Below are 17124 nucleotides of genomic sequence, written 5' to 3'. Positions count from 1 at the left end.
CTCAAGGGGCAGCATGATATCCGGCGTTCAATCCGACGAGACCACCCACGGGCTTGTGCCACAAGGCAATCTGATCGTTTTTGACGGCATTTGCCTGGTCTGCTCAGGGTTTGCGCGTTTTATGGCAAGACACGACAAAAACGCGGGTTTCAGATTTGTTGACGCCCATTCTGAAACCGGCCGCTCAATTTACGAAAAATATGGCCTTGATGCCGATCTCATGGAGACAAATATCGTCATTGTCGGCGGCACGGCATACACAAAGATGGCTTCATTTGCCGCAGCCATGCGCAGCATAGGATGGCCATGGAAGCTGCTGGCTGTTTTTGATTTCCTACCCACCAGTGTTGGGAATTGGCTCTATGACCGGATCGCACAAAACCGGTATCGTTTTGGTCGCCGTTCATGCCCCCTCCCCTCAAAAGAGTTGAAAGACAGGCTGATTGACTGAAACCGGCTCTCCAAAAAGGATCGTTGTCCTCGGCGGCTATGGCGTGTTCGGTGGCAAACTTGCCGCGGCTCTACTGCGCAAAAACCTGTTTGATGTCATTGTCGCAGGACGGAGCCTTGAAAAGGCAGAAGATTTTTGTCGTATCCATGGCGGCAGACCGGTGCATCTGGACAGCTCGGCAGGCGATTTTCAAAACAGTCTCGCAAAGCTATCGCCCTTCGTGATTGTCGACGCTACGGGTCCATTTCAATCCTATCAAGGAGGCGATTATCGGGTTGCCGAAGCCGCTCTCAAAGCAGGCAGTCACTATCTTGACCTTTCCGACGGCGCCGAGTTCACGAGGGGCATAGATTGCCTCGACGAGAGTGCCAAGAAGCGAGATCTTGTTCTGCTCTCCGGCGTTTCAAGTGTACCCGCGTTGTCGTCAACAGCAGTTGAAGCTTTGAGACCTGCGTTTTCACGGATCGATCTCATCGAAACCACACTGCTGCCCGGCAACAAGGCTCCAAGAGGACTTTCCGTCATCCAGGCAATCCTGGCACAAGCAGGCCATCCGCTTGCGGTCACCCGTTCAGGACAGATCGAAACTCTCCCCGGTTGGTCAGGTCTCTCACGCCGAAAAATCGGTTCAGCCGGTGAAGACGGTCTTCCGCCGCGCTGGTCTTCGTTTATTGGCGCGCCCGACCTTGCACTCTTTCCAAAGCATTTTGGAGCCGGGACTGTGCTGTTCCGGGCCGGACTGGAGCTTTCAGTCATGCACCTTGGGCTTTGGCTTCTGTCCTGGGGAGTTCGCCTGAAGCTCGTTCGTACCCTGGTTCCAATGGCCCGGTTTCTCCAGCTTGCTGCGAACTTTTTGAAACCATTCGGGTCCGATCGCGGCGGCATGGAGGTCAAACTGTCCGGTCTCAATCCTCAAGGCGCTCCAATGAGCAAAAGCTGGACATTAATTGCCAACGATGGCGACGGACCTCAAGTGCCCGCACTTGCTGCAGAAATTCTATGTATGCGCCTGATGAATGGTCAGGTATCGCCGGGCGCGCGTGCCTGCCTGGGCGAAATTGAACTTAAGGAGATTGAACCTGCCATAGCAGGTCTTCAGGTATCCTGTTTTGAGGCTGCCGACCCAAAACCAACCGTGTTCCAAGAGGCATTGGGCAATCAGTTCAATTCTTTGCCAATGTCAGTTAAGGCACTCCATACCGTATTTGACCGGCATAGGTGGACTGGTGAAGCCAAGGTGTCTCGTGGCCGTTCCTTCTTGGGCAACATTCTTTGCAACATCATTGGATTTCCCCCTGCACGCGAACGAACACCTGTTGAAGTAACGATTGAACGACGTGGTGGCAAAGAAGTCTGGCAACGCAACTTTGGTGGAAAGATCTTCAAGTCCGTGTTGTCGCCTAGAGACCGGTTGGGACAAGGCCATGTTTATGAGCGCTTCGGACCAATGCGATTTGAGATCGATCTGGCGCGCACTGGAACAAGGCTTTGCTATCCGGTCTCACGCGGGAAGGTGTTTGGCGTCCCGCTGCCCTTGTGGCTCCTTCCCGTCAGTGAAGCCAGCGAATTTGAAGTGGACGGACGCTTCCGGTTTGACGTGAAGATCTCGCTGCCATGGTTTGGAGACCTCGTGCACTATCAAGGTTGGCTGTCTCCGGCCAATGCAAAACAACCCTGACCCTCCAGCGTCAATTGTTGGCATCCATTTTCGTCAACCGCGATCAATTGCAGAAAAACTGCCGATTTTCTCCCAACGGTTTCAAAGAGCACCCGATAGACAGACTTGCAGTCTGTAACCGGGAGCAAGAAAATGACCGAAGACACGTTCCAACCCTGGCTCTGGTTCCGCAACGACAATCGGCGCTGGATAGGCACTTTAGAGTGTGCAATCGCCGGCCTCATTGTTGCCTATTGCGTTGCCTGGATGCTCAAACAGGAAGAACCTCAGGGAACGATGCTTATCGACCCGTTTCTGGCTGCAGTTTTGGGTGGCATCGGCGGATTGGGGGCCGGATTCGTGTTTTCCGGCTGGTATGGGCGGCCGGGGCGAAACGGATGGTACTTGTCTGTTCTTGCCGCCGTGCTCTCCCCCTCTCTGGCAGGAGGCCTTGCAGGTACGTGCCTCTTTCCCGGGCCTGGTACGCTTATCGGTGCCTATATGCCGCTCTGGACTTTCCGCTTTCCGTTGACCTTTTCGGTCTGGGCGATATGTCTTTTCGCCATCCACCTGCATCTGCGGAAATTGCGGTCGCATGATCCGGTCACGAGGTCTGTATTTATTAAATAATCAGTTGTTTGAAGCGTCTCGAAACATTGTCCTTAGAGACAATTTCCTGTTTGACATCAATAGCTTTTGAAACAATGTTGCGATGATAACCCAATCTCTTCAAGTAAGATCGCAGCCGCGTTATCCGGAATACGAACCATGTCTTCAGTGTCGCGCCTCTCAGTCAACGTCAATGCCATCGCAATGTTGCGCAATCGCAGGGATCTGCCATGGCCCAGCGTTACTGAACTTGCCGCGATTGCCATGGAAGCCGGGGCAAAAGGCGTAACGGTTCATCCCCGGCCGGATGAACGGCATATCCGGAAAACAGATGTCTTCGATCTGGCGGAACTGATCGAAGACCGTTTCCCGAACAAGGAGCTTTGCCTGGAAGGATATCCTTCTGCGGATTTCATGCAGCTGGTCGAAGAAGCCCGGCCTGAACAGGTGTTGTTCGTTCCTGACGATCCGAACCAATCGACTTCCGATCACGGCTGGGATTTTACAAACGACACCAGAGCTCTCAAGACAGCAATAGCTGCTGCACGAGAATGGGCGGTCACCGTTTCACTCTTCTGCGATCCTGATCCAGCTGCTCCTGAACAGGCCGCACGCCTTGGTGCAGAGCGGATTGAAATCTATACGGGTCCTTATGGCGCTTGCTATGACGACCCCGTGCGCGCGCTCAAGGAGCTTGAAAAGATTGCTGCCACGGCGGAGGCAGCACAAGGCTGCGGGCTTGGTGTGAACGCGGGACACGATCTGACCGTTGAAAATATCCCGGCTTTGATCGATCGCACCCCCTTCATTCGCGAAATGTCGATCGGCCATGGCTTCACGGCTGATGCCCTCATTTTTGGTTTTGCAGAAAGCGTTCGCCGGTTCCGCAAATCGATGGGAGAACTTTGAATGCCCGATACGCTGGCGCGACAGGTCGCGTTCCTGTTGGAGGCAGACAAACTCAAGGAAATTGTACGTCTAAATCAGCTTTCCTCTGGAAGCCGGCGGGAAACGACAGCAGAGCACTGCTGGCACGTCATACTTCAGACACTGACGTTTGCGGAGCACGCCAGCGAAGGCACCAACCTGGACCATGTTGTCAAACTGCTGACGGTGCATGACATCGTTGAGATCGACGCCGGAGATCATTGGGTCACGGAAGACAATGTGGATGCGGTCAAGATCCGGGAGCAGAGCGCGTCCGAAAGGTTGTTTGCCCTGCTGCCTGATAGTCAAGCCGAAGAGTTCAGAAATCTTTGGCTCGAATTCGAAGCCAACGAGACGCGGGAAGCGAAATTCGCCAATGCCATGGATGCACTTCATCCAATGGTTCTTGTGTTTGCGTCCGGTCTTGATGACCCCACCCACGAACCCATTTCTGCTGCTGTCTTGCGAAAAACCAAAGAGCCCCGGCTTGCCCCTTTCCCCGGACTTTGGGAATATGCCCAAAGCCTACTGGCCGATGCGGTTCAGACCGGCCGCCTCCTACCCTGATTTTCTCCTCACCCGCCGCGGATAGCGGTCCTGCCCTTTCGAGGAAATTGACTGATGACAATTGATTTATGGCTCGTGTTTGTTGCCGTTTCTCTCTTACCTGCCATAAGTCCCGGCCCGGGTGTCATGCTGGCAATTTCCAACACGCTTCGCTTTGGCCGCAACGCCACTCTCGCGTCCGCAGCGGGAAACGCCGTCGGCCTGGTTGTCATCGGCTATGCGGTTGCCTTGGGGTTCGGCGCTCTGATGGCCACATCGGCCTTCGCCTTCACGGTTTTGAAATTCGTAGGCGCTGCTTACCTGATCTATCTCGGCCTGAAGATCTTGTGGGACAAGTCAAGTTTCCAGATACACGACACTGTGCCGGCCAAACGCAAGAAGCCGGTAAAACTCTTCCTTGAAGCATTGTTGGTGTCTGTGACCAATCCGAAGGCCATCCTCGTCATCACCGCGCTGTTTCCGCAATTTATGCAAGCAGAAGGCTTCAGTCTGTTGGAGACAACAATCCTGTCCTTTACATATGCCTTGCTGTGCTTCGCCAACCACGCAGTCATTGCCTTTGCCGGCAATCACATGAGACGCTTTCTGACCTCGGCCAATCGCATTCGTTGGGTGCGCAGAGTGACCGGCGGCCTGTTTGTCGGTTTCGGTGCGGCACTGGCTTCAGCAAGCCGCTGATACCGATATCAGGCAGCAGGTAGATGCGTTAGGCTGCTTCCACTCTTTTCATTTTCTGATGCTCCTCTTCAATCAGGCCGATCTTCCAGTAGCCGGATATATAGGTGTCAGACTTTGGCAGCCCGCGTTCATTGTGAAGGTGATCTCTCAAGGTCCGAATGACAGAGCTTTCCCCCGCAATGCAAGTTTGAACAGTTCCTTCAGGCCAGTGCATCGTCCTGACAAAATCAATCTGCGCGGTCGAGGGCCTGTGAACGTCATCCTGAATCAGCCAGTGAACTTCGATTCCCGCAGGAAGTCTCACGTCCCGGATGTCGTCTTTTGAGGGAACTTCAAAAAGTGCGACACCCCTGGCATCAGCGGGAAGCATTTCCAGCGTTGCCTCTGCGACAGGCATTGCCGAAAGGTCTGCCGCAATAAGATACCAGTCTGCATAAAACGATGTGATCTTGGGCTGGCTTGGTCCAAAGAAACCCAGGAAAGAACCCTCCCTGGCTTGCTGCGCCCATTTGGTGGCAGGTCCCTCGTCGCCATGGGCAACGAAGTCGATGTCCAACTCCTGCTCGTCACCGCGGAAGGCGCGCACGGTATAAGTCCGCACCGGATGAAGCTTCTTGCCCGCTTTTTCAGCCCCAATGTGTTTCTCGAATGACGCGCGGCTTTCATTTTCACGCGGCAGGACCAGTTTGCAGTTTGCCCCTTCGTGCCCTGTCGGAAAATCGGACAGCTCGGGTCCCTGAAAGGTTACCCTGATGAGGTTGGGGCTCAGATAGTATGCGGATTTGACCGTCAGAAACCTTGGACGGCGTTTTGGTCGAAGTGCCATGACTGCTCTTTTTAAGTTGAGTTTCATACTCAAGAAATAGCACTGAACCACTTCCGATTAAAGATGCTTCTATCGCAGTTTCTTCGACACACCGTCTGGCAATTGGAAACAATAAAAAAGCCCGCCGGCTGGCGGGCTTTCTTGTTGCGGGAGGAAACACGATCAATTGCGGATGATCGGCTCCTTCAGCTCTTCCGGCTTTTTCTCCTTGATGATTTCCCAATTCAAGGTCGCATTGTTGATATGACCGGGCACATCCTGTTCGAAACGCTCCTGAACTTTCAGGGAGTTGTTCAGGTAGAGCTTACCGTCGACGATCGACCAGGCTTCCGGCACGACCGGCACCTTGAAGCCCATGGCTGCACCAAATGCACAGAACCCACCATATTGCGGTGCATATTTTGCCGGTTCCGCAGCGAACTTGTCGCGGTTTTCTGCAGAAGAGAATTTCCAGGTCACGTCATCATAGGTGAACGTATGTTCGTCAGAACCTGCAACCGGCTTGCCTTCGGTGAAATAGGCAACCGGATCGGTACCGCCGATGGCTGCACCACCTTTGGTGAACGTGGTGATCTCGTCAGCAGAAGCTGTGAAGGACACTGCTGAAAACAGGGCCGTCAGACCCAGAAGAACGGATTTGGAGGTGTAAAGCGGCATTGACGTCTCCTTGGCGATTGGGAGGGCGGCGCATTCCTGCACCGCACTGGTCGGAAAATGCCCCTTGACGCTGCTCATTGCCAATCACCCTTGATCACAGAACTGCCAGCCAGATGACAGCAAAATGTGAGTAGACAAACTCAAAGTCCCGGCAATCCCCCAGGTGGCATCGGTTCTCTTGGCGCAATTAATCCGAGTACAAGATAGATCGCCCGTTCAATGTCGTCATCATGAATGTCAGTGCCGCGCAAAAAGAGGCGAAAATAGATGAGGCCCAATAACAGATCGATCCTGGTCTCCATGTCAGCTTCGAAAGGCGTTGCAATCAACACTTGCCGCAGTACAAGTCTTTGCGATGCCTCGGCTTCATCCAGTACGGCCGCAAGCCGTGGCTCCCGGTGACAGGGAACCAGCGCCCTAAGCGCGGAACCAAGCGGCGTTTGAGTTAGCACTGCGGCAGTGTGCTGAAGACATTGTTGAAGATCCTGCGCAACGCTGACACGTTGAGGTGGAGGCGGTACCGACTTGCGCAAAGCCTCCAGAAGCGCAGCTGTGACGAGGTCCGTCTTGTCGCGAAACCTTCGATAAATGGCTTGCTTACTGGTGTGGGCACGCGCTGCGATTTCGGCGATCGTCGTTTTTTCAAGGCCGTGTTCAGAAATCTCGCGAAGAGCCGCGTCGAGCAATGCAGACGAAACCCTGCTGTCGAGTGGCCGACCGGCTGGCGAACCTACATCTGCCTGCATAAGATCCTCACTCAACAAAACGGTACCAAATGGAACCGTAATAGTGAGATTGTCTTCGTGAAACAAGCGTCACTGCTTGATTTTCAGGGCAGAAGGACGGCAAACAGGACCGGAATGCCACGTTCATGTGCAGGAGCACACTGGAACTTTGTGGCGACAGCCGATGAGGAAAACATGTCAGTTGATACCGATACGGTAAAAAGAGTTGCCCGCCTGGCAAGAATCAAGGTGAGCGAAGATGAGGCGACCAGAATGACCGGCGAACTGAACGCCATTCTGGGTTTTGTCGAGCAGCTCGACGAAGTCAATATCGACGGTGTCGAGCCGCTGACTTCCGTGGTCGAGCAGACCATGAAGAAGCGTGTCGATGGCATTACCGACGGCAACAAGGCCAATGACATCACGCTAAACGCCCCGGCCTCTGAAGACAATTTCTTCATGGTTCCCAAAGTCGTCGAATAAGAGGCTCCAAATTCGGAATGAGCTCGCCTGACGCCATCAAAATTGAGGTGGAAAGCCCTTTGTCATCTGACATGAGGGACATGATCACCGAATTGAATGCCGTGCTGGGATCGTTGACGCCGGAAGAAGCCAACTACAACATGACCGCTGATGAGATGGCTGGTCCTGAAACGACCGTCTTTGTGGCTCGCGTCGACGAAAAGGCGGCGGCTTGCGGCGCGCTTCATCGCCATCCAGGTGGCATCGGTGAACTCAAGCGTTTCTATGTCCGCCCCAGCTACCGGAGGCTCGGGCTTGCCAGGCTGATCCTTCATCATGTCATGGCACGAGCTGTCGACGAAGGCTTTGCCGAACTCGTTCTTGAGACTGGACACAACTACGATGCTGCCCGGCAGCTTTACGAAAATGCCGGTTTTGTCGAATGCGGACCCGTGCTCGACTATCCCGAAAGTCCCTATTCCGTTTTCTATTCCCGGCCGACAAAGGCCCACCAAGAGACCTGATCCATGACCGATCTGACCAAACTCACGATTGCCGATGCCCGCGAGGGCCTGAAGAACAAGGACTATACCTCGCAGGAACTGACCGAAGCATTCCTGAACAACATCGAGGCAGCCAACGCCCAGCTCAACGCTTATGTTGCCGTTACTGCAGACAAAGCCCGCGATATGGCCAAGGCGTCCGATGAGAAACTCAGCAAAGGCGAAGGCGGTGCTCTGGAAGGCATCCCGCTCGGCATCAAGGACTTGTTCGCGACCGAAGGTGTCCACACTCAGGCCTGCAGCCACATCCTCGACAGCTTCAAACCTGCCTACGAATCCACGGTCACGTCAAACCTTTGGGCAGACGGGGCGGTCATGCTTGGCAAGCTCAATATGGATGAGTTTGCCATGGGGTCGTCCAACGAAACCTCCTATTACGGCCCCGTGATCAACCCGTGGCGGAAAAACGGATCCAACCAGGATCTTGTACCGGGAGGCTCCTCGGGTGGTTCAGCTTCGGCTGTCGCAGCACGTCTTTGCATGGGGGCGACTGCTACGGACACCGGCGGTTCCATCCGTCAGCCTGCTGCCTTTACCGGAACGGTCGGCATAAAACCAACCTACGGCCGCTGCTCGCGTTGGGGCGTTGTCGCCTTTGCCTCATCACTCGATCAGGCCGGTCCGATTGCACACACGGTGCGCGACAGTGCAATTCTTTTGAAGACCATGGCATCGGTCGACCCGAAGGACACCACCTCGGTCGACGTCGAAGTGCCGGACTATGAAGCCGCCATCGGCAAATCCGTAAAAGGTCTCAAGATCGGAATCCCTGCCGAGTACCGCATGGACGGCATGCCGAATGAAATCGAAGAGCTTTGGCAGAAAGGCATCGCATGGTTGAAAGATGCCGGTGCTGAAATCGTCGACATCACCATGCCACACACCAAATATGCCTTGCCGGCCTATTACATCGTCGCGCCAGCGGAAGCCTCTTCGAACCTTGCCCGCTATGACGGTGTCCGCTACGGGCTGCGGGTTCCCGGCAACGATATTGTCGAGATGTACGAAAATACGCGCGCAGAAGGTTTCGGCGAAGAAGTGAAACGTCGCGTGCTGATCGGCACCTATGTGCTGTCTGCCGGTTATTATGATGCCTATTATCTGAAGGCTCAAAAAGTCCGCACCCTGATCAAGCGCGATTTCGATCTTGCCTGGGCAAACGGTGTCGACGCGATTCTGACACCAGCCACTCCGTCTGCTGCATTCGGCGTTGCGGATCAGGACCTGCACTCAGATCCGGTGAAAATGTACCTGAACGACATTTTCACGGTGACGGTGAACATGGCCGGGCTGCCGGGCATTTCCGTTCCCGCCGGCGTCGACAAGGACGGACTGCCCCTCGGTCTGCAATTGATCGGCAAGCCGTTTGACGAAAGCACACTGTTCCAGGTTGGCCAGGTCATCGAAGACGCTGCCGGTTCGTTCGAACCGCAGAAATGGTGGGGCTAATCGCCTGCAACACCCCTGCTCTTTGCTCTCTGGAATGCACATAAACGGGAGCATTCCTGAAACGACGTTACTCCCGGCGGTGCTTCTTCTATGCATCCCGGGAGGCCCTTCCGGAGTGGTTGATCAGCAACTGAAAACCGCCAGTTCGTCGGGGTTCCTTTTGGAAAACAGGACCGGTCATGACAGATATTGAAACTCTGGTCATCGGCGCAGGCACGGTCGGTCTTGCTTCAGCGCGCGCGCTGGCACTTTCCGGCCGCGAAGTCATGGTGCTGGAAAGACATGGCCTGATCGGATCTGAAACCAGTGCCCGAAATTCCGAAGTCATTCACGCGGGGATCTATTACCCGGCCGGCAGTCTGAAAGCGCGCCTTTGTGTCGACGGAAAACATCAGCTTTATGAGTTTTGCGCGGAAAATGGTGTTGGTCACGAACGTATCGGCAAATTGATCGTCGCCGCGCATGATGCACAGCTCGACGAGCTTCTGAAAATCAAACAAAAGGCAGCGGAGAACGGTGTATCCGATCTTGTTTTTGTCGGCCGCGACGAACTGCATGAAAGGGAACCGGCGCTCGACTGCTCCGGGGCGCTCTGGTCACCATCCACCGGCATCATAGACAGCCATGCCTTCATGTTGGCGCTGCAGGGTGGTCTGGAGGCAAATGGCGGTCAGGTGGTGTTGAACACCAATATCACCGGCATCGAGGCCCAGCTCGCTGGCGGCTACCGCGTCCACATCGAAACAGGCGACAAGGCAACCTATGCACTCACCTGCAGGGAACTGATCGTTTCCGCCGGGCATGGCGCACCAGGTCTGATGCAAGCGTTTCCCGGGGCCACGCCGCCCAAGGCTTATCTGGCCAAGGGCAACTACTTCAAACTCCAGGGCAAAGCGCCATTTTCAACGTTGATTTACCCGGTTCCGGAGCCTGGCGGGCTCGGGGTTCATCTGACGCTGGATTTGCAGCATCAAGCGCGTTTCGGCCCTGATGTGGAATGGGTTGAAGAGTTTGACTACGTTGTCGACCCTGCACGCGGCGGCCGTTTTTATAGTGCCATCCGCTCCTATTGGCCTGACCTTCCGGACGGATCGCTGGTGCCAGATTATTCCGGCATAAGGCCGAAAATCGCCGGTCCTGGGGAACCGGCTGCAGATTTCAGAATAGAGGGATCACACACGCATGGCCTTCATGGATTGGTTGCGCTCTACGGTGTTGAATCACCCGGCCTGACAGCCGCGTTGGCAATTGCAGAAGAAGTAAAAGCCCGTCTTGGCTGAACTTCAGTGAACTCTTTCGCTTTCCGCTTCCAAAATGCCATCGGCATCCAGTGCAGCGATCGGAAGACGTTTGTCAGTCGGAACATCTCCGGACAGCTGCAAGGCAAGATAGCGGCCACAGCAGACACGCAGAAAACTCGTGAAGTTGCCGAGGTCATGACCGGCATCAATGCTTTCCTGATGCAGCTTGGTGATGAGCTGAACCACATTCATGTCATCCCTGGCAGCAATTTCCTCCAAAACGCTCCAGAAGAAAGCTTCAAGGCGAACTGATGTCACCATGCCGTCAATGCGCAGGGACTTGGTGCTGCTTTCCCAAAGCGCCGGGTCTGCTTCAATAAAGAGTTTGCACATGTTTTCCTCCAGCTCAGTTTGCAAGCACGCTTTCAAGGCCGACACCACGCGCACGCCTCCTTGCAAACTCCAAATCAAGTCCTCTTGGGAGCTTCAGGCAAGAGTACTTCCTGGCAAGCAAAATCCCAAACACGTCTCACGTCGACGTGTCCGGGACGTCTGCCTGTGTCGATATCAGGCAGCCAATGTTCCAATAGAAGAACCGCTTAGCACCGCGTGGAACTGGGCCATCCAGGCAGGATGGGCCGGCCAGGCTGGTGCCGTGATCAGATTGCCATCCGTTACAGCGGCATCAATGGCAATATCGGCATAGATTGCTCCGGCAAGCTCCACCTCCGGACGGCATGCGGGGTATGCCGATACCGTGCGGCCTTCAACAACTTTGGCAGCTGTCAGGATCTGTGCCCCATGGCAAATGGCAGCAACCGGTTTTGCCGCGTCCATGAAATGCTTCACGGCGTCGATGACCTCAGCCTCGAGGCGAAGATACTCCGGAGCTCTGCCACCCGGTATCAAAAGCGCGTCATAGTCGGCAACATCCACGTCCGCAAAGGTTGCGTTCAACGTGAAATTGTGCCCCCGTTTTTCCGTGTAGGTCTGATCGCCTTCGAAATCATGAATACACGTGGCCACCGTTTCTCCGGCTTTCTTTCCGGGACAAACGGCGTCAACGGTATATCCCATTGCGAGCAGCGTCTGAAACGGCACCATCGTTTCATAGTCTTCCGTAAAATCTCCGGTGATCATAAGGATCTTCTTCGCGCTCATGCTTCATCCTCCATCAGCAAATGACGATAGGGAAAGGCTAACAGGCAAAGGATTTGCGTGGGTATTACGGGACTACTACACGATATTTTTTTGATATCCCGTACCGAGATGCGGCAATACTTTCGACGCCAAGAGATTGAAAATATTCGGAAATCAGTCGCGGTAGTCAGGTTCTGTTCGATCCAATTCTCGTTTCCAGTAGTCGAAATGAGCGTAGCCCATTCCAACATATGGCTCCCATTCAGCAGCGGTCTTGGCTGCCAGATTGTCTGACATGACAGCTAGTGGCTGACCTGTTGCATATGCCTTCAACAGAGTCTCGGCAGCGCGTTCGAAAAAATAGAGGCTCTCAAACGCTTCTGGAACGGTCGTTGCGGAAATGGAAATGCCGTGGTTGCCCATGATCAGTACAGGTTTGTCTGCAAGTGTTTGTGCGATCCGGCGTCCTTCTTCCGCCTCATCCGCCATACCGCCAAAGCCAAGATCGATGGCCACTTTGCCGAAAAATCGAGCGGAGTTGAGATCGATCGGCTTCATGCCCGGGTCCTGAAGCGTTGCAAGGGCCGTCGCATTCGGCGGATGACAGTGAAACAGCACCCGGGCTTTCGGGTTCATCCGGTGAACGGTTCCGTGAATGCACCAGGCAGATGGATCCGGCGGATTGGGTCTTTCCATGACAGTGTCATCATTGGCATCGAGAAGGAGAAGATCGCTTGCCTTCACCTCGGAAAAATGCCGCCATTTCGGGTTCATTAAAAACTTTGAACCGTCCTCTGACACCGCGGCGCTGAAGTGATTGCCAACAGATTCGTGCCAGCCGAACCTGACCGCCATGCGGAAAGCCGCCGCGAGGTCTTCGCGCAGTTCCAATTCGCTTTGGCGCGCCTCGCAGCCGAAATCGACATCTGTGACAACGTTCATTCCGTTCGTTCCTTCTTACCTTCAAGCACCCGAAAGGTAGACCGCAATTCGCCGCGATCAGTATAACACCCACGCAAATGCCGGTCCCCACTGCTGGCTGAATAGGCCGCCCTGCCGTGTACAATCCGGTGATTGTCGAAAACGATACACTCGCCTGCATTCAACCGGAACTGCATGAGGTATTTTTCACGGCGCATCATCTGCCCGAAACGGCAGAAAGCCGGGTAAAACCGGTCAAGTTCCTGCTGCGGCAGATCGAACATGTCGGCGTGATGCTGGCTGATGGTAACGCCGGAAACATTTCCATATTCATCGAGTTCGATCACATGCTGACGAGAGCGCATGTCGAACCGTTCGTGCTCACAGAAATAGGGCACGTCAGTCGCAACCAGCAACTCAAAGTCTTCTGGATGGGCAAGACGAAAGTCCTCCGCTACCGCCAGCCCATCAACAAAGAGACTGTTGCCGCCCTCAACGGTATTGGCACGGCAGTGAAGAAACTGGATCCCTGGCGCTAAATCTTCGTCCGGCAGGTCCGTGTGCAAGGGCAAGGCTTTTGAAGTGAAAGCAAGGTTGGTGGGTTTGATATGGGTTTTGACCTCAAAAACCTGACCGAAATAACTTGGCCGGACATGACCGATCAGGCTGGCTGTGTCGAGAAGAGCTGCATCCGTATCAGGCAAACCGGTCAAAAGCGCGATGCCATCGGTGAGCATGGCTTTTGCCCAGCAGCGGATCTCGGTCTCACTTTCCGTCAGCTGGCTGTAAGAGAAGCGGGCCATATGGTCATAGTGATCAGCGAACCAGGGGGTTCGGCTCACTTTTGCCACATCTGCCCGCTTTTCACCCTTGGCGTAGCTTGCCAGCAAGGACAGCGGCATCCGTGTGACGTGACCTGCTCCAGCCCAGGTAATTTTCAGCACGCCCCCTGATATTGCTGCGGAAGACGCGCATGGCGCTTCAGATTCAGCAAAAATATCAAAGGCCCGCTCCCGAGTTTCTTGATCGAAGGAACTGGGGCAATTGTCTCGCAGCCAGAAATAATTGAAGTAGGCGGTCTCGCCGGTTTCAAGCGGCACATCCATGCCCCGCTCTTTCAGCACCACGCCGGTTTCGCCGGTCCCGAGCATCCCAACAGCTCCTTAACTTAATCATTCTTGTCATATCGTGCAGGCCACGGGAGTAGCTGAAAATCTCAGAAACTCCCGGAACTTTGAGAAAGATGCACTTGAGGAATTGATTTGAAAAGGTGATAAAAACGCAAGTTAATTTAAGCAGAAACTTAAGATAAAACGCACATGGATCGACTTCCACCACTCAGACTGTTGCACGTTTTCGAAACAGTTCACCGAACCAGCAGCCCCAGCCGGGCTGCAACAGAGCTCAATGTATCCCTGTCTGCAGTCAGTCAGTCGTTGAAGCAACTGGAAGATCATATCGGCACATCATTGCTCGATCGAAGCACAAGACCGGCCGGATTTACCGAAGCTGGTGAAATCCTCTTGAATGCCGTTGTTGAAAACAGAGAGAGGCTGAATGACGCTCTTGAGGACATACGCGCACTGTCGGACCCGTCCAGCGCTGCGGTCACGCTCGCCTGCACCATCGGTTTTGCCACCTATTGGCTGATGCCACGATTGGAGGCCTTTTACCTCGACCACCCCGACCTTGCCGTGAATGTTCAATCAACTTCGCAGGAAGTGCCGCGTCTCGGCCCGGGGGTCGATATTGCCATGCGCTACGGCGACGGTGCCTGGAGTGATGGCGCAGTGGAATTGCTTTTTGAAGAGCGCATCGAACCAGTTTGCGCGCCCGAATACCTTGAACGGATCAAAGCCGATGATGGCAGCCTTGCCTCTTCCTTCCTGATCCATGTGGAGACTGACGACCGGCGATGGGTCTCCTGGCCAGACTACCTGAACAGAACCGGCCTAAAGGCTGCTGGTTCGGCCAAGGGTCTCCGATTTACAAATTATGTGCAGGCGGCACAGGCCGCGCTTTCAGGGCACGGTATCATGCTGGGCTGGCGATCAATTACAGGGGACTATTCTGAAAAAGGGCTGCTGGCACCGGCTGGATTACCGCCTCTCACTCCGAAAGATGCCTATCACGCGGTTCTGTCGCACAGGAGCCGAAACAAGGCGACAGCCGAGCTCGTCGTATCCTGGCTCAAACAGGTGGCAAGTGAATAGTCCTCAGACACGGGCCGTCTGAACAAGCCGAAAGCATCGTCTTTGAGATTTGAGAACCTGCCGGCGATCAACTCCCGGCCTCTGGGTCGCCCGACACGGCGCTCCGCCTGGTTCCCACCCAACTTGAATATCCCGTGGGCAAAAATCCCTCTTGACCAATTGAGTCGGCTTTGCCATAACCTCATCCGAACCGTACCGTACGGTTCTCATTCAAGTTCTATCAGGAAGAGCCTCTGAAGGCCACGTTCAGTCCCATGCCAGCAGCCGCCTACGACATTGCCACATCCCGCCCGGACGCCGCGCCAGAATTTTCGCCGCGCCAGCAGGTCGTGTTGCAACACGCGCTGACGCTGCTGGTGGACGGAGGCGAAAAGGCTCTGACAACCGCCGGGTTGGCACGGACGGCAAGCTGCTCCAAGGAAAGTCTTTACAAGTGGTTCGGTGACAGAGACGGCCTGCTGGCAGCTGTTGTCGCGTTCCAGGCCAGCCAGGTGCAATTCCCTTCAGAGGCAGGAGCAACCGCTGACGCGGAAACCTTTCGCGCCCACGTATCCGCCTTCGTCGAGGCACTGCTCGGCGTTCTCTTTTCCGAAACATCGCTTGCGCTCAACCGGCTTTCGATCGGCCAAAGCAACACCAACTCAAACCGACTTGGCCATTTGCTGCTGGTGCGCGGCAAACACATGATTTCATCGCGTGCACGCACCATGCTGGAAAGCGGCAGGCGCCACGGATTGCTAAAATTCGACAGAGCGGAAGATGCATACCAGGTGCTTTATGGCCTGGCGATCCGCGATGTTCACATCCGTCTTTTGCTCGGCGAGACCGCAAGCCCCGACGAGCAGGATCTCAGGACTCAGGCCGAAACGGCAGTCGACCGCTTTTATCGTTTGTTCGGAGCGTAAACAGCGGCCTTCCGACCTCGGTCAGAACACGTTCAAAAGACAAAGACCGGATCAAAATCCGGCTTTAACAAGCAAACGGAATGCAAACGGGAGAAAGGAACCCATGCGCGTTTATTACGATCGTGATGCAGATATCAATCTGATCAAAACCAAAAAAGTCGCCATCATCGGCTACGGCTCACAAGGCCGTGCCCATGCGATGAACCTCAAGGACAGCGGTGCAAAAGAGATTGCAGTCGCATTGCGCGCCGGGTCGACAACCGCTTTGAAAGCGGAAGCCGATGGTTTCAAGGTCATGACAGTGGCAGAAGCTGCTGCCTGGGCCGACCTGATGATGATGGCAACGCCGGATGAGCTCCAGGCAGACATCTATCGCGACCACATCGCAGACAACATCCGCGACGGTGCCGCGATTGCGTTTGCGCATGGTCTCAACGTCCACTTCGGCCTGATTGAGCCGAAATCCACCGTTGACGTCCTGATGGTTGCTCCCAAGGGCCCTGGCCACACCGTGCGCGGCGAATATGAAAAAGGCGGCGGTGTTCCGTGCCTGATCGCAGTCCACCAGGACGCTTCCGGCAATGCGCAAGACCTTGGTCTGTCCTATGCCTGTGGCGTTGGCGGCGGCCGCTCCGGCATCATCGAGACGACCTTCAAGGAAGAGTGCGAAACTGACCTCTTCGGCGAACAGGCCGTTTTGTGCGGTGGTCTCGTAGAACTTATCCGTGCCGGTTTCGAAACTCTGGTCGAAGCAGGCTATGCACCTGAAATGGCTTATTTCGAGTGCCTGCATGAAGTGAAGCTGATCGTGGACCTGATCTACGAAGGCGGTATCGCCAACATGAACTACTCCATCTCCAACACGGCGGAATGGGGTGAATATGTCACTGGACCGCGCATCGTGACTGCTGAAACCAAGGCGGAAATGAAGCGTGTTCTGGAAGACATCCAGAACGGCAAGTTCACTTCAGAGTGGATGCAGGAATACCGTGCGGGCGCTGCCAAGTTCAAGGCGACACGTCGTCTGAACGACGCGCACCAGATCGAGGAAGTTGGCGAAAAGCTGCGCGGCATGATGCCGTGGATCAAGTCCAACGCGCTCGTCGACAAAACCAAGAACTAATCAAGTCCCC

Annotated in this window: 20 protein-coding genes; 13 read left to right on the top strand and 7 right to left on the bottom strand. The window is 54.9% G+C overall.

Annotation, left to right across the window (positions count from 1 at the left end; all coding sequences use genetic code 11):
* The first annotated feature begins 13 nt into the window (after window positions 1-13).
* The 6 genes from Q0835_RS06655 to Q0835_RS06630 all read left to right on the top strand — a co-directional run bounded on the left by Q0835_RS06655 (window position 14) and on the right by Q0835_RS06630 (window position 4889).
* Entirely contained in the window at window positions 14-451 is a 438-nt protein-coding gene (locus tag Q0835_RS06655; protein ID WP_298959593.1) for a DCC1-like thiol-disulfide oxidoreductase family protein, read from the top strand.
* Window positions 444-2129 (top strand): SDR family oxidoreductase, encoded by a 1686-nt coding sequence (locus Q0835_RS06650; protein WP_298959590.1) that lies wholly within the window; start codon window positions 444-446, stop codon window positions 2127-2129. The genes Q0835_RS06655 and Q0835_RS06650 overlap by 8 nt, the downstream gene beginning before the upstream one ends.
* Window positions 2130-2261: 132 nt before the next feature.
* Window positions 2262-2738: a hypothetical protein gene (locus tag Q0835_RS06645; RefSeq protein WP_298959588.1), complete on the top strand. Its 477-nt coding sequence runs from the start codon at window positions 2262-2264 to the stop codon at window positions 2736-2738.
* 138 nt (window positions 2739-2876) lie between these two features.
* Window positions 2877-3626, top strand: coding sequence for a pyridoxine 5'-phosphate synthase (locus tag Q0835_RS06640; RefSeq protein ID WP_298959585.1), 750 nt, complete (start codon window positions 2877-2879; stop codon window positions 3624-3626).
* Entirely contained in the window at window positions 3627-4211 is a 585-nt protein-coding gene (locus Q0835_RS06635; RefSeq protein WP_298822252.1) for an HD family hydrolase, read from the top strand.
* A gap of 54 nt (window positions 4212-4265) precedes the next feature.
* Window positions 4266-4889: a LysE family translocator gene (locus Q0835_RS06630; protein WP_298822250.1), complete on the top strand. Its 624-nt coding sequence runs from the start codon at window positions 4266-4268 to the stop codon at window positions 4887-4889.
* Window positions 4890-4917: 28 nt separating this feature from the next.
* On the opposite strand, the gene Q0835_RS06625 is transcribed toward Q0835_RS06630, so the two are convergent.
* From Q0835_RS06625 to Q0835_RS06615, 3 genes are all read right to left on the bottom strand, one after another.
* Entirely contained in the window at window positions 4918-5715 is a 798-nt protein-coding gene (locus Q0835_RS06625; RefSeq protein ID WP_298822248.1) for a siderophore-interacting protein, read from the bottom strand.
* Window positions 5716-5877: 162 nt separating this feature from the next.
* On the bottom strand, window positions 5878-6450 hold the full coding sequence (locus Q0835_RS06620; protein WP_298822247.1) for a YHS domain-containing (seleno)protein: 573 nt from the start codon (window positions 6448-6450) through the stop codon (window positions 5878-5880).
* Window positions 6451-6512: 62 nt separating this feature from the next.
* Window positions 6513-7118: a TetR/AcrR family transcriptional regulator gene (locus Q0835_RS06615; protein ID WP_298822246.1), complete on the bottom strand. Its 606-nt coding sequence runs from the start codon at window positions 7116-7118 to the stop codon at window positions 6513-6515.
* A gap of 174 nt (window positions 7119-7292) precedes the next feature.
* On the opposite strand from Q0835_RS06615, the gene gatC reads away from it, so the two are divergent.
* The 4 genes from gatC (at window position 7293) to Q0835_RS06595 (ending at window position 10851) form a co-directional block, all read left to right on the top strand.
* Entirely contained in the window at window positions 7293-7580 is a 288-nt protein-coding gene (gatC, locus tag Q0835_RS06610; protein ID WP_298822245.1) for an Asp-tRNA(Asn)/Glu-tRNA(Gln) amidotransferase subunit GatC, read from the top strand.
* A gap of 17 nt (window positions 7581-7597) precedes the next feature.
* Window positions 7598-8083: a GNAT family N-acetyltransferase gene (locus Q0835_RS06605; RefSeq protein ID WP_298959582.1), complete on the top strand. Its 486-nt coding sequence runs from the start codon at window positions 7598-7600 to the stop codon at window positions 8081-8083.
* Between the two features lie 3 nt (window positions 8084-8086).
* Window positions 8087-9571: an Asp-tRNA(Asn)/Glu-tRNA(Gln) amidotransferase subunit GatA gene (gene gatA, locus Q0835_RS06600; RefSeq protein ID WP_298959579.1), complete on the top strand. Its 1485-nt coding sequence runs from the start codon at window positions 8087-8089 to the stop codon at window positions 9569-9571.
* Between the two features lie 179 nt (window positions 9572-9750).
* Window positions 9751-10851: an NAD(P)/FAD-dependent oxidoreductase gene (locus Q0835_RS06595; RefSeq protein WP_298959576.1), complete on the top strand. Its 1101-nt coding sequence runs from the start codon at window positions 9751-9753 to the stop codon at window positions 10849-10851.
* A gap of 3 nt (window positions 10852-10854) precedes the next feature.
* Here the strand turns inward: Q0835_RS06595 and Q0835_RS06590 are convergent, their stop codons facing one another.
* The 4 genes from Q0835_RS06590 to Q0835_RS06575 form a co-directional block, all read right to left on the bottom strand.
* Window positions 10855-11205: a ribbon-helix-helix domain-containing protein gene (locus tag Q0835_RS06590; protein WP_298959573.1), complete on the bottom strand. Its 351-nt coding sequence runs from the start codon at window positions 11203-11205 to the stop codon at window positions 10855-10857.
* Between the two features lie 174 nt (window positions 11206-11379).
* Window positions 11380-11973, bottom strand: a complete 594-nt coding sequence (locus Q0835_RS06585) for a DJ-1/PfpI family protein (RefSeq protein WP_298959572.1) — start codon at window positions 11971-11973, stop codon at window positions 11380-11382.
* A 153-nt stretch (window positions 11974-12126) separates the two neighbouring features.
* Window positions 12127-12894 carry a class II aldolase/adducin family protein gene (locus tag Q0835_RS06580; RefSeq protein ID WP_298959569.1) on the bottom strand — a complete coding sequence of 256 codons (768 nt, stop codon included), beginning with the start codon at window positions 12892-12894 and terminating at the stop codon, window positions 12127-12129.
* Window positions 12891-14024, bottom strand: coding sequence for a TauD/TfdA family dioxygenase (locus tag Q0835_RS06575; protein ID WP_298959566.1), 1134 nt, complete (start codon window positions 14022-14024; stop codon window positions 12891-12893). The genes Q0835_RS06580 and Q0835_RS06575 overlap by 4 nt, the downstream gene beginning before the upstream one ends.
* A gap of 168 nt (window positions 14025-14192) precedes the next feature.
* On the opposite strand from Q0835_RS06575, the gene Q0835_RS06570 reads away from it, so the two are divergent.
* The 3 genes from Q0835_RS06570 (at window position 14193) to ilvC (ending at window position 17114) form a co-directional block, all read left to right on the top strand.
* Complete coding sequence (locus tag Q0835_RS06570) at window positions 14193-15086, top strand: LysR substrate-binding domain-containing protein (protein ID WP_298959563.1); 894 nt, start codon at window positions 14193-14195, stop codon at window positions 15084-15086.
* Window positions 15087-15340: 254 nt separating this feature from the next.
* The gene (locus tag Q0835_RS06565) at window positions 15341-15991 is read left to right on the top strand and encodes a TetR/AcrR family transcriptional regulator (protein ID WP_298959561.1); all 651 of its coding nucleotides are present in this window, start codon (window positions 15341-15343) and stop codon (window positions 15989-15991) included.
* A gap of 103 nt (window positions 15992-16094) precedes the next feature.
* Complete coding sequence (ilvC, locus tag Q0835_RS06560; RefSeq protein WP_152500827.1) at window positions 16095-17114, top strand: ketol-acid reductoisomerase; 1020 nt, start codon at window positions 16095-16097, stop codon at window positions 17112-17114.
* Window positions 17115-17124: the final 10 nt, after the last annotated feature.

The sequence above is a fragment of the uncultured Roseibium sp. genome (genome assembly GCF_947499295.1).
Classification (GTDB): Bacteria; Pseudomonadota; Alphaproteobacteria; order Rhizobiales; family Stappiaceae; genus Roseibium.
Note: the sequence above shows the minus strand (reverse complement) of the source record. Positions and strands in the feature narration are given on the sequence as shown.

Bases quoted from the DNA above. Each gene is read 5' to 3' on its own strand.
- Q0835_RS06585 (WP_298959572.1), bottom strand. From the start codon at position 11,973: ATGAGCGCGAAGAAGATCCTTATGATCACCGGAGATTTTACGGAAGAC.
- Q0835_RS06565 (WP_298959561.1), top strand. From the start codon at position 15,341: ATGCCAGCAGCCGCCTACGACATTGCCACATCCCGCCCGGACGCCGCG.
- Q0835_RS06590 (WP_298959573.1), bottom strand. From the start codon at position 11,205: ATGTGCAAACTCTTTATTGAAGCAGACCCGGCGCTTTGGGAAAGCAGC.
- Q0835_RS06625 (WP_298822248.1), bottom strand. From the start codon at position 5,715: ATGGCACTTCGACCAAAACGCCGTCCAAGGTTTCTGACGGTCAAATCC.
- Q0835_RS06580 (WP_298959569.1), bottom strand. From the start codon at position 12,894: ATGAACGTTGTCACAGATGTCGATTTCGGCTGCGAGGCGCGCCAAAGC.
- Q0835_RS06645 (WP_298959588.1), top strand. From the start codon at position 2,262: ATGACCGAAGACACGTTCCAACCCTGGCTCTGGTTCCGCAACGACAAT.
- Q0835_RS06605 (WP_298959582.1), top strand. From the start codon at position 7,598: ATGAGCTCGCCTGACGCCATCAAAATTGAGGTGGAAAGCCCTTTGTCA.
- Q0835_RS06620 (WP_298822247.1), bottom strand. From the start codon at position 6,450: ATGAGCAGCGTCAAGGGGCATTTTCCGACCAGTGCGGTGCAGGAATGC.
- gatA (WP_298959579.1), top strand. From the start codon at position 8,087: ATGACCGATCTGACCAAACTCACGATTGCCGATGCCCGCGAGGGCCTG.
- ilvC (WP_152500827.1), top strand. From the start codon at position 16,095: ATGCGCGTTTATTACGATCGTGATGCAGATATCAATCTGATCAAAACC.
- Q0835_RS06640 (WP_298959585.1), top strand. From the start codon at position 2,877: ATGTCTTCAGTGTCGCGCCTCTCAGTCAACGTCAATGCCATCGCAATG.
- Q0835_RS06595 (WP_298959576.1), top strand. From the start codon at position 9,751: ATGACAGATATTGAAACTCTGGTCATCGGCGCAGGCACGGTCGGTCTT.
- Q0835_RS06655 (WP_298959593.1), top strand. From the start codon at position 14: ATGATATCCGGCGTTCAATCCGACGAGACCACCCACGGGCTTGTGCCA.
- Q0835_RS06630 (WP_298822250.1), top strand. From the start codon at position 4,266: ATGACAATTGATTTATGGCTCGTGTTTGTTGCCGTTTCTCTCTTACCT.
- Q0835_RS06570 (WP_298959563.1), top strand. From the start codon at position 14,193: ATGGATCGACTTCCACCACTCAGACTGTTGCACGTTTTCGAAACAGTT.
- gatC (WP_298822245.1), top strand. From the start codon at position 7,293: ATGTCAGTTGATACCGATACGGTAAAAAGAGTTGCCCGCCTGGCAAGA.
- Q0835_RS06615 (WP_298822246.1), bottom strand. From the start codon at position 7,118: ATGCAGGCAGATGTAGGTTCGCCAGCCGGTCGGCCACTCGACAGCAGG.
- Q0835_RS06635 (WP_298822252.1), top strand. From the start codon at position 3,627: ATGCCCGATACGCTGGCGCGACAGGTCGCGTTCCTGTTGGAGGCAGAC.
- Q0835_RS06575 (WP_298959566.1), bottom strand. From the start codon at position 14,024: ATGCTCGGGACCGGCGAAACCGGCGTGGTGCTGAAAGAGCGGGGCATG.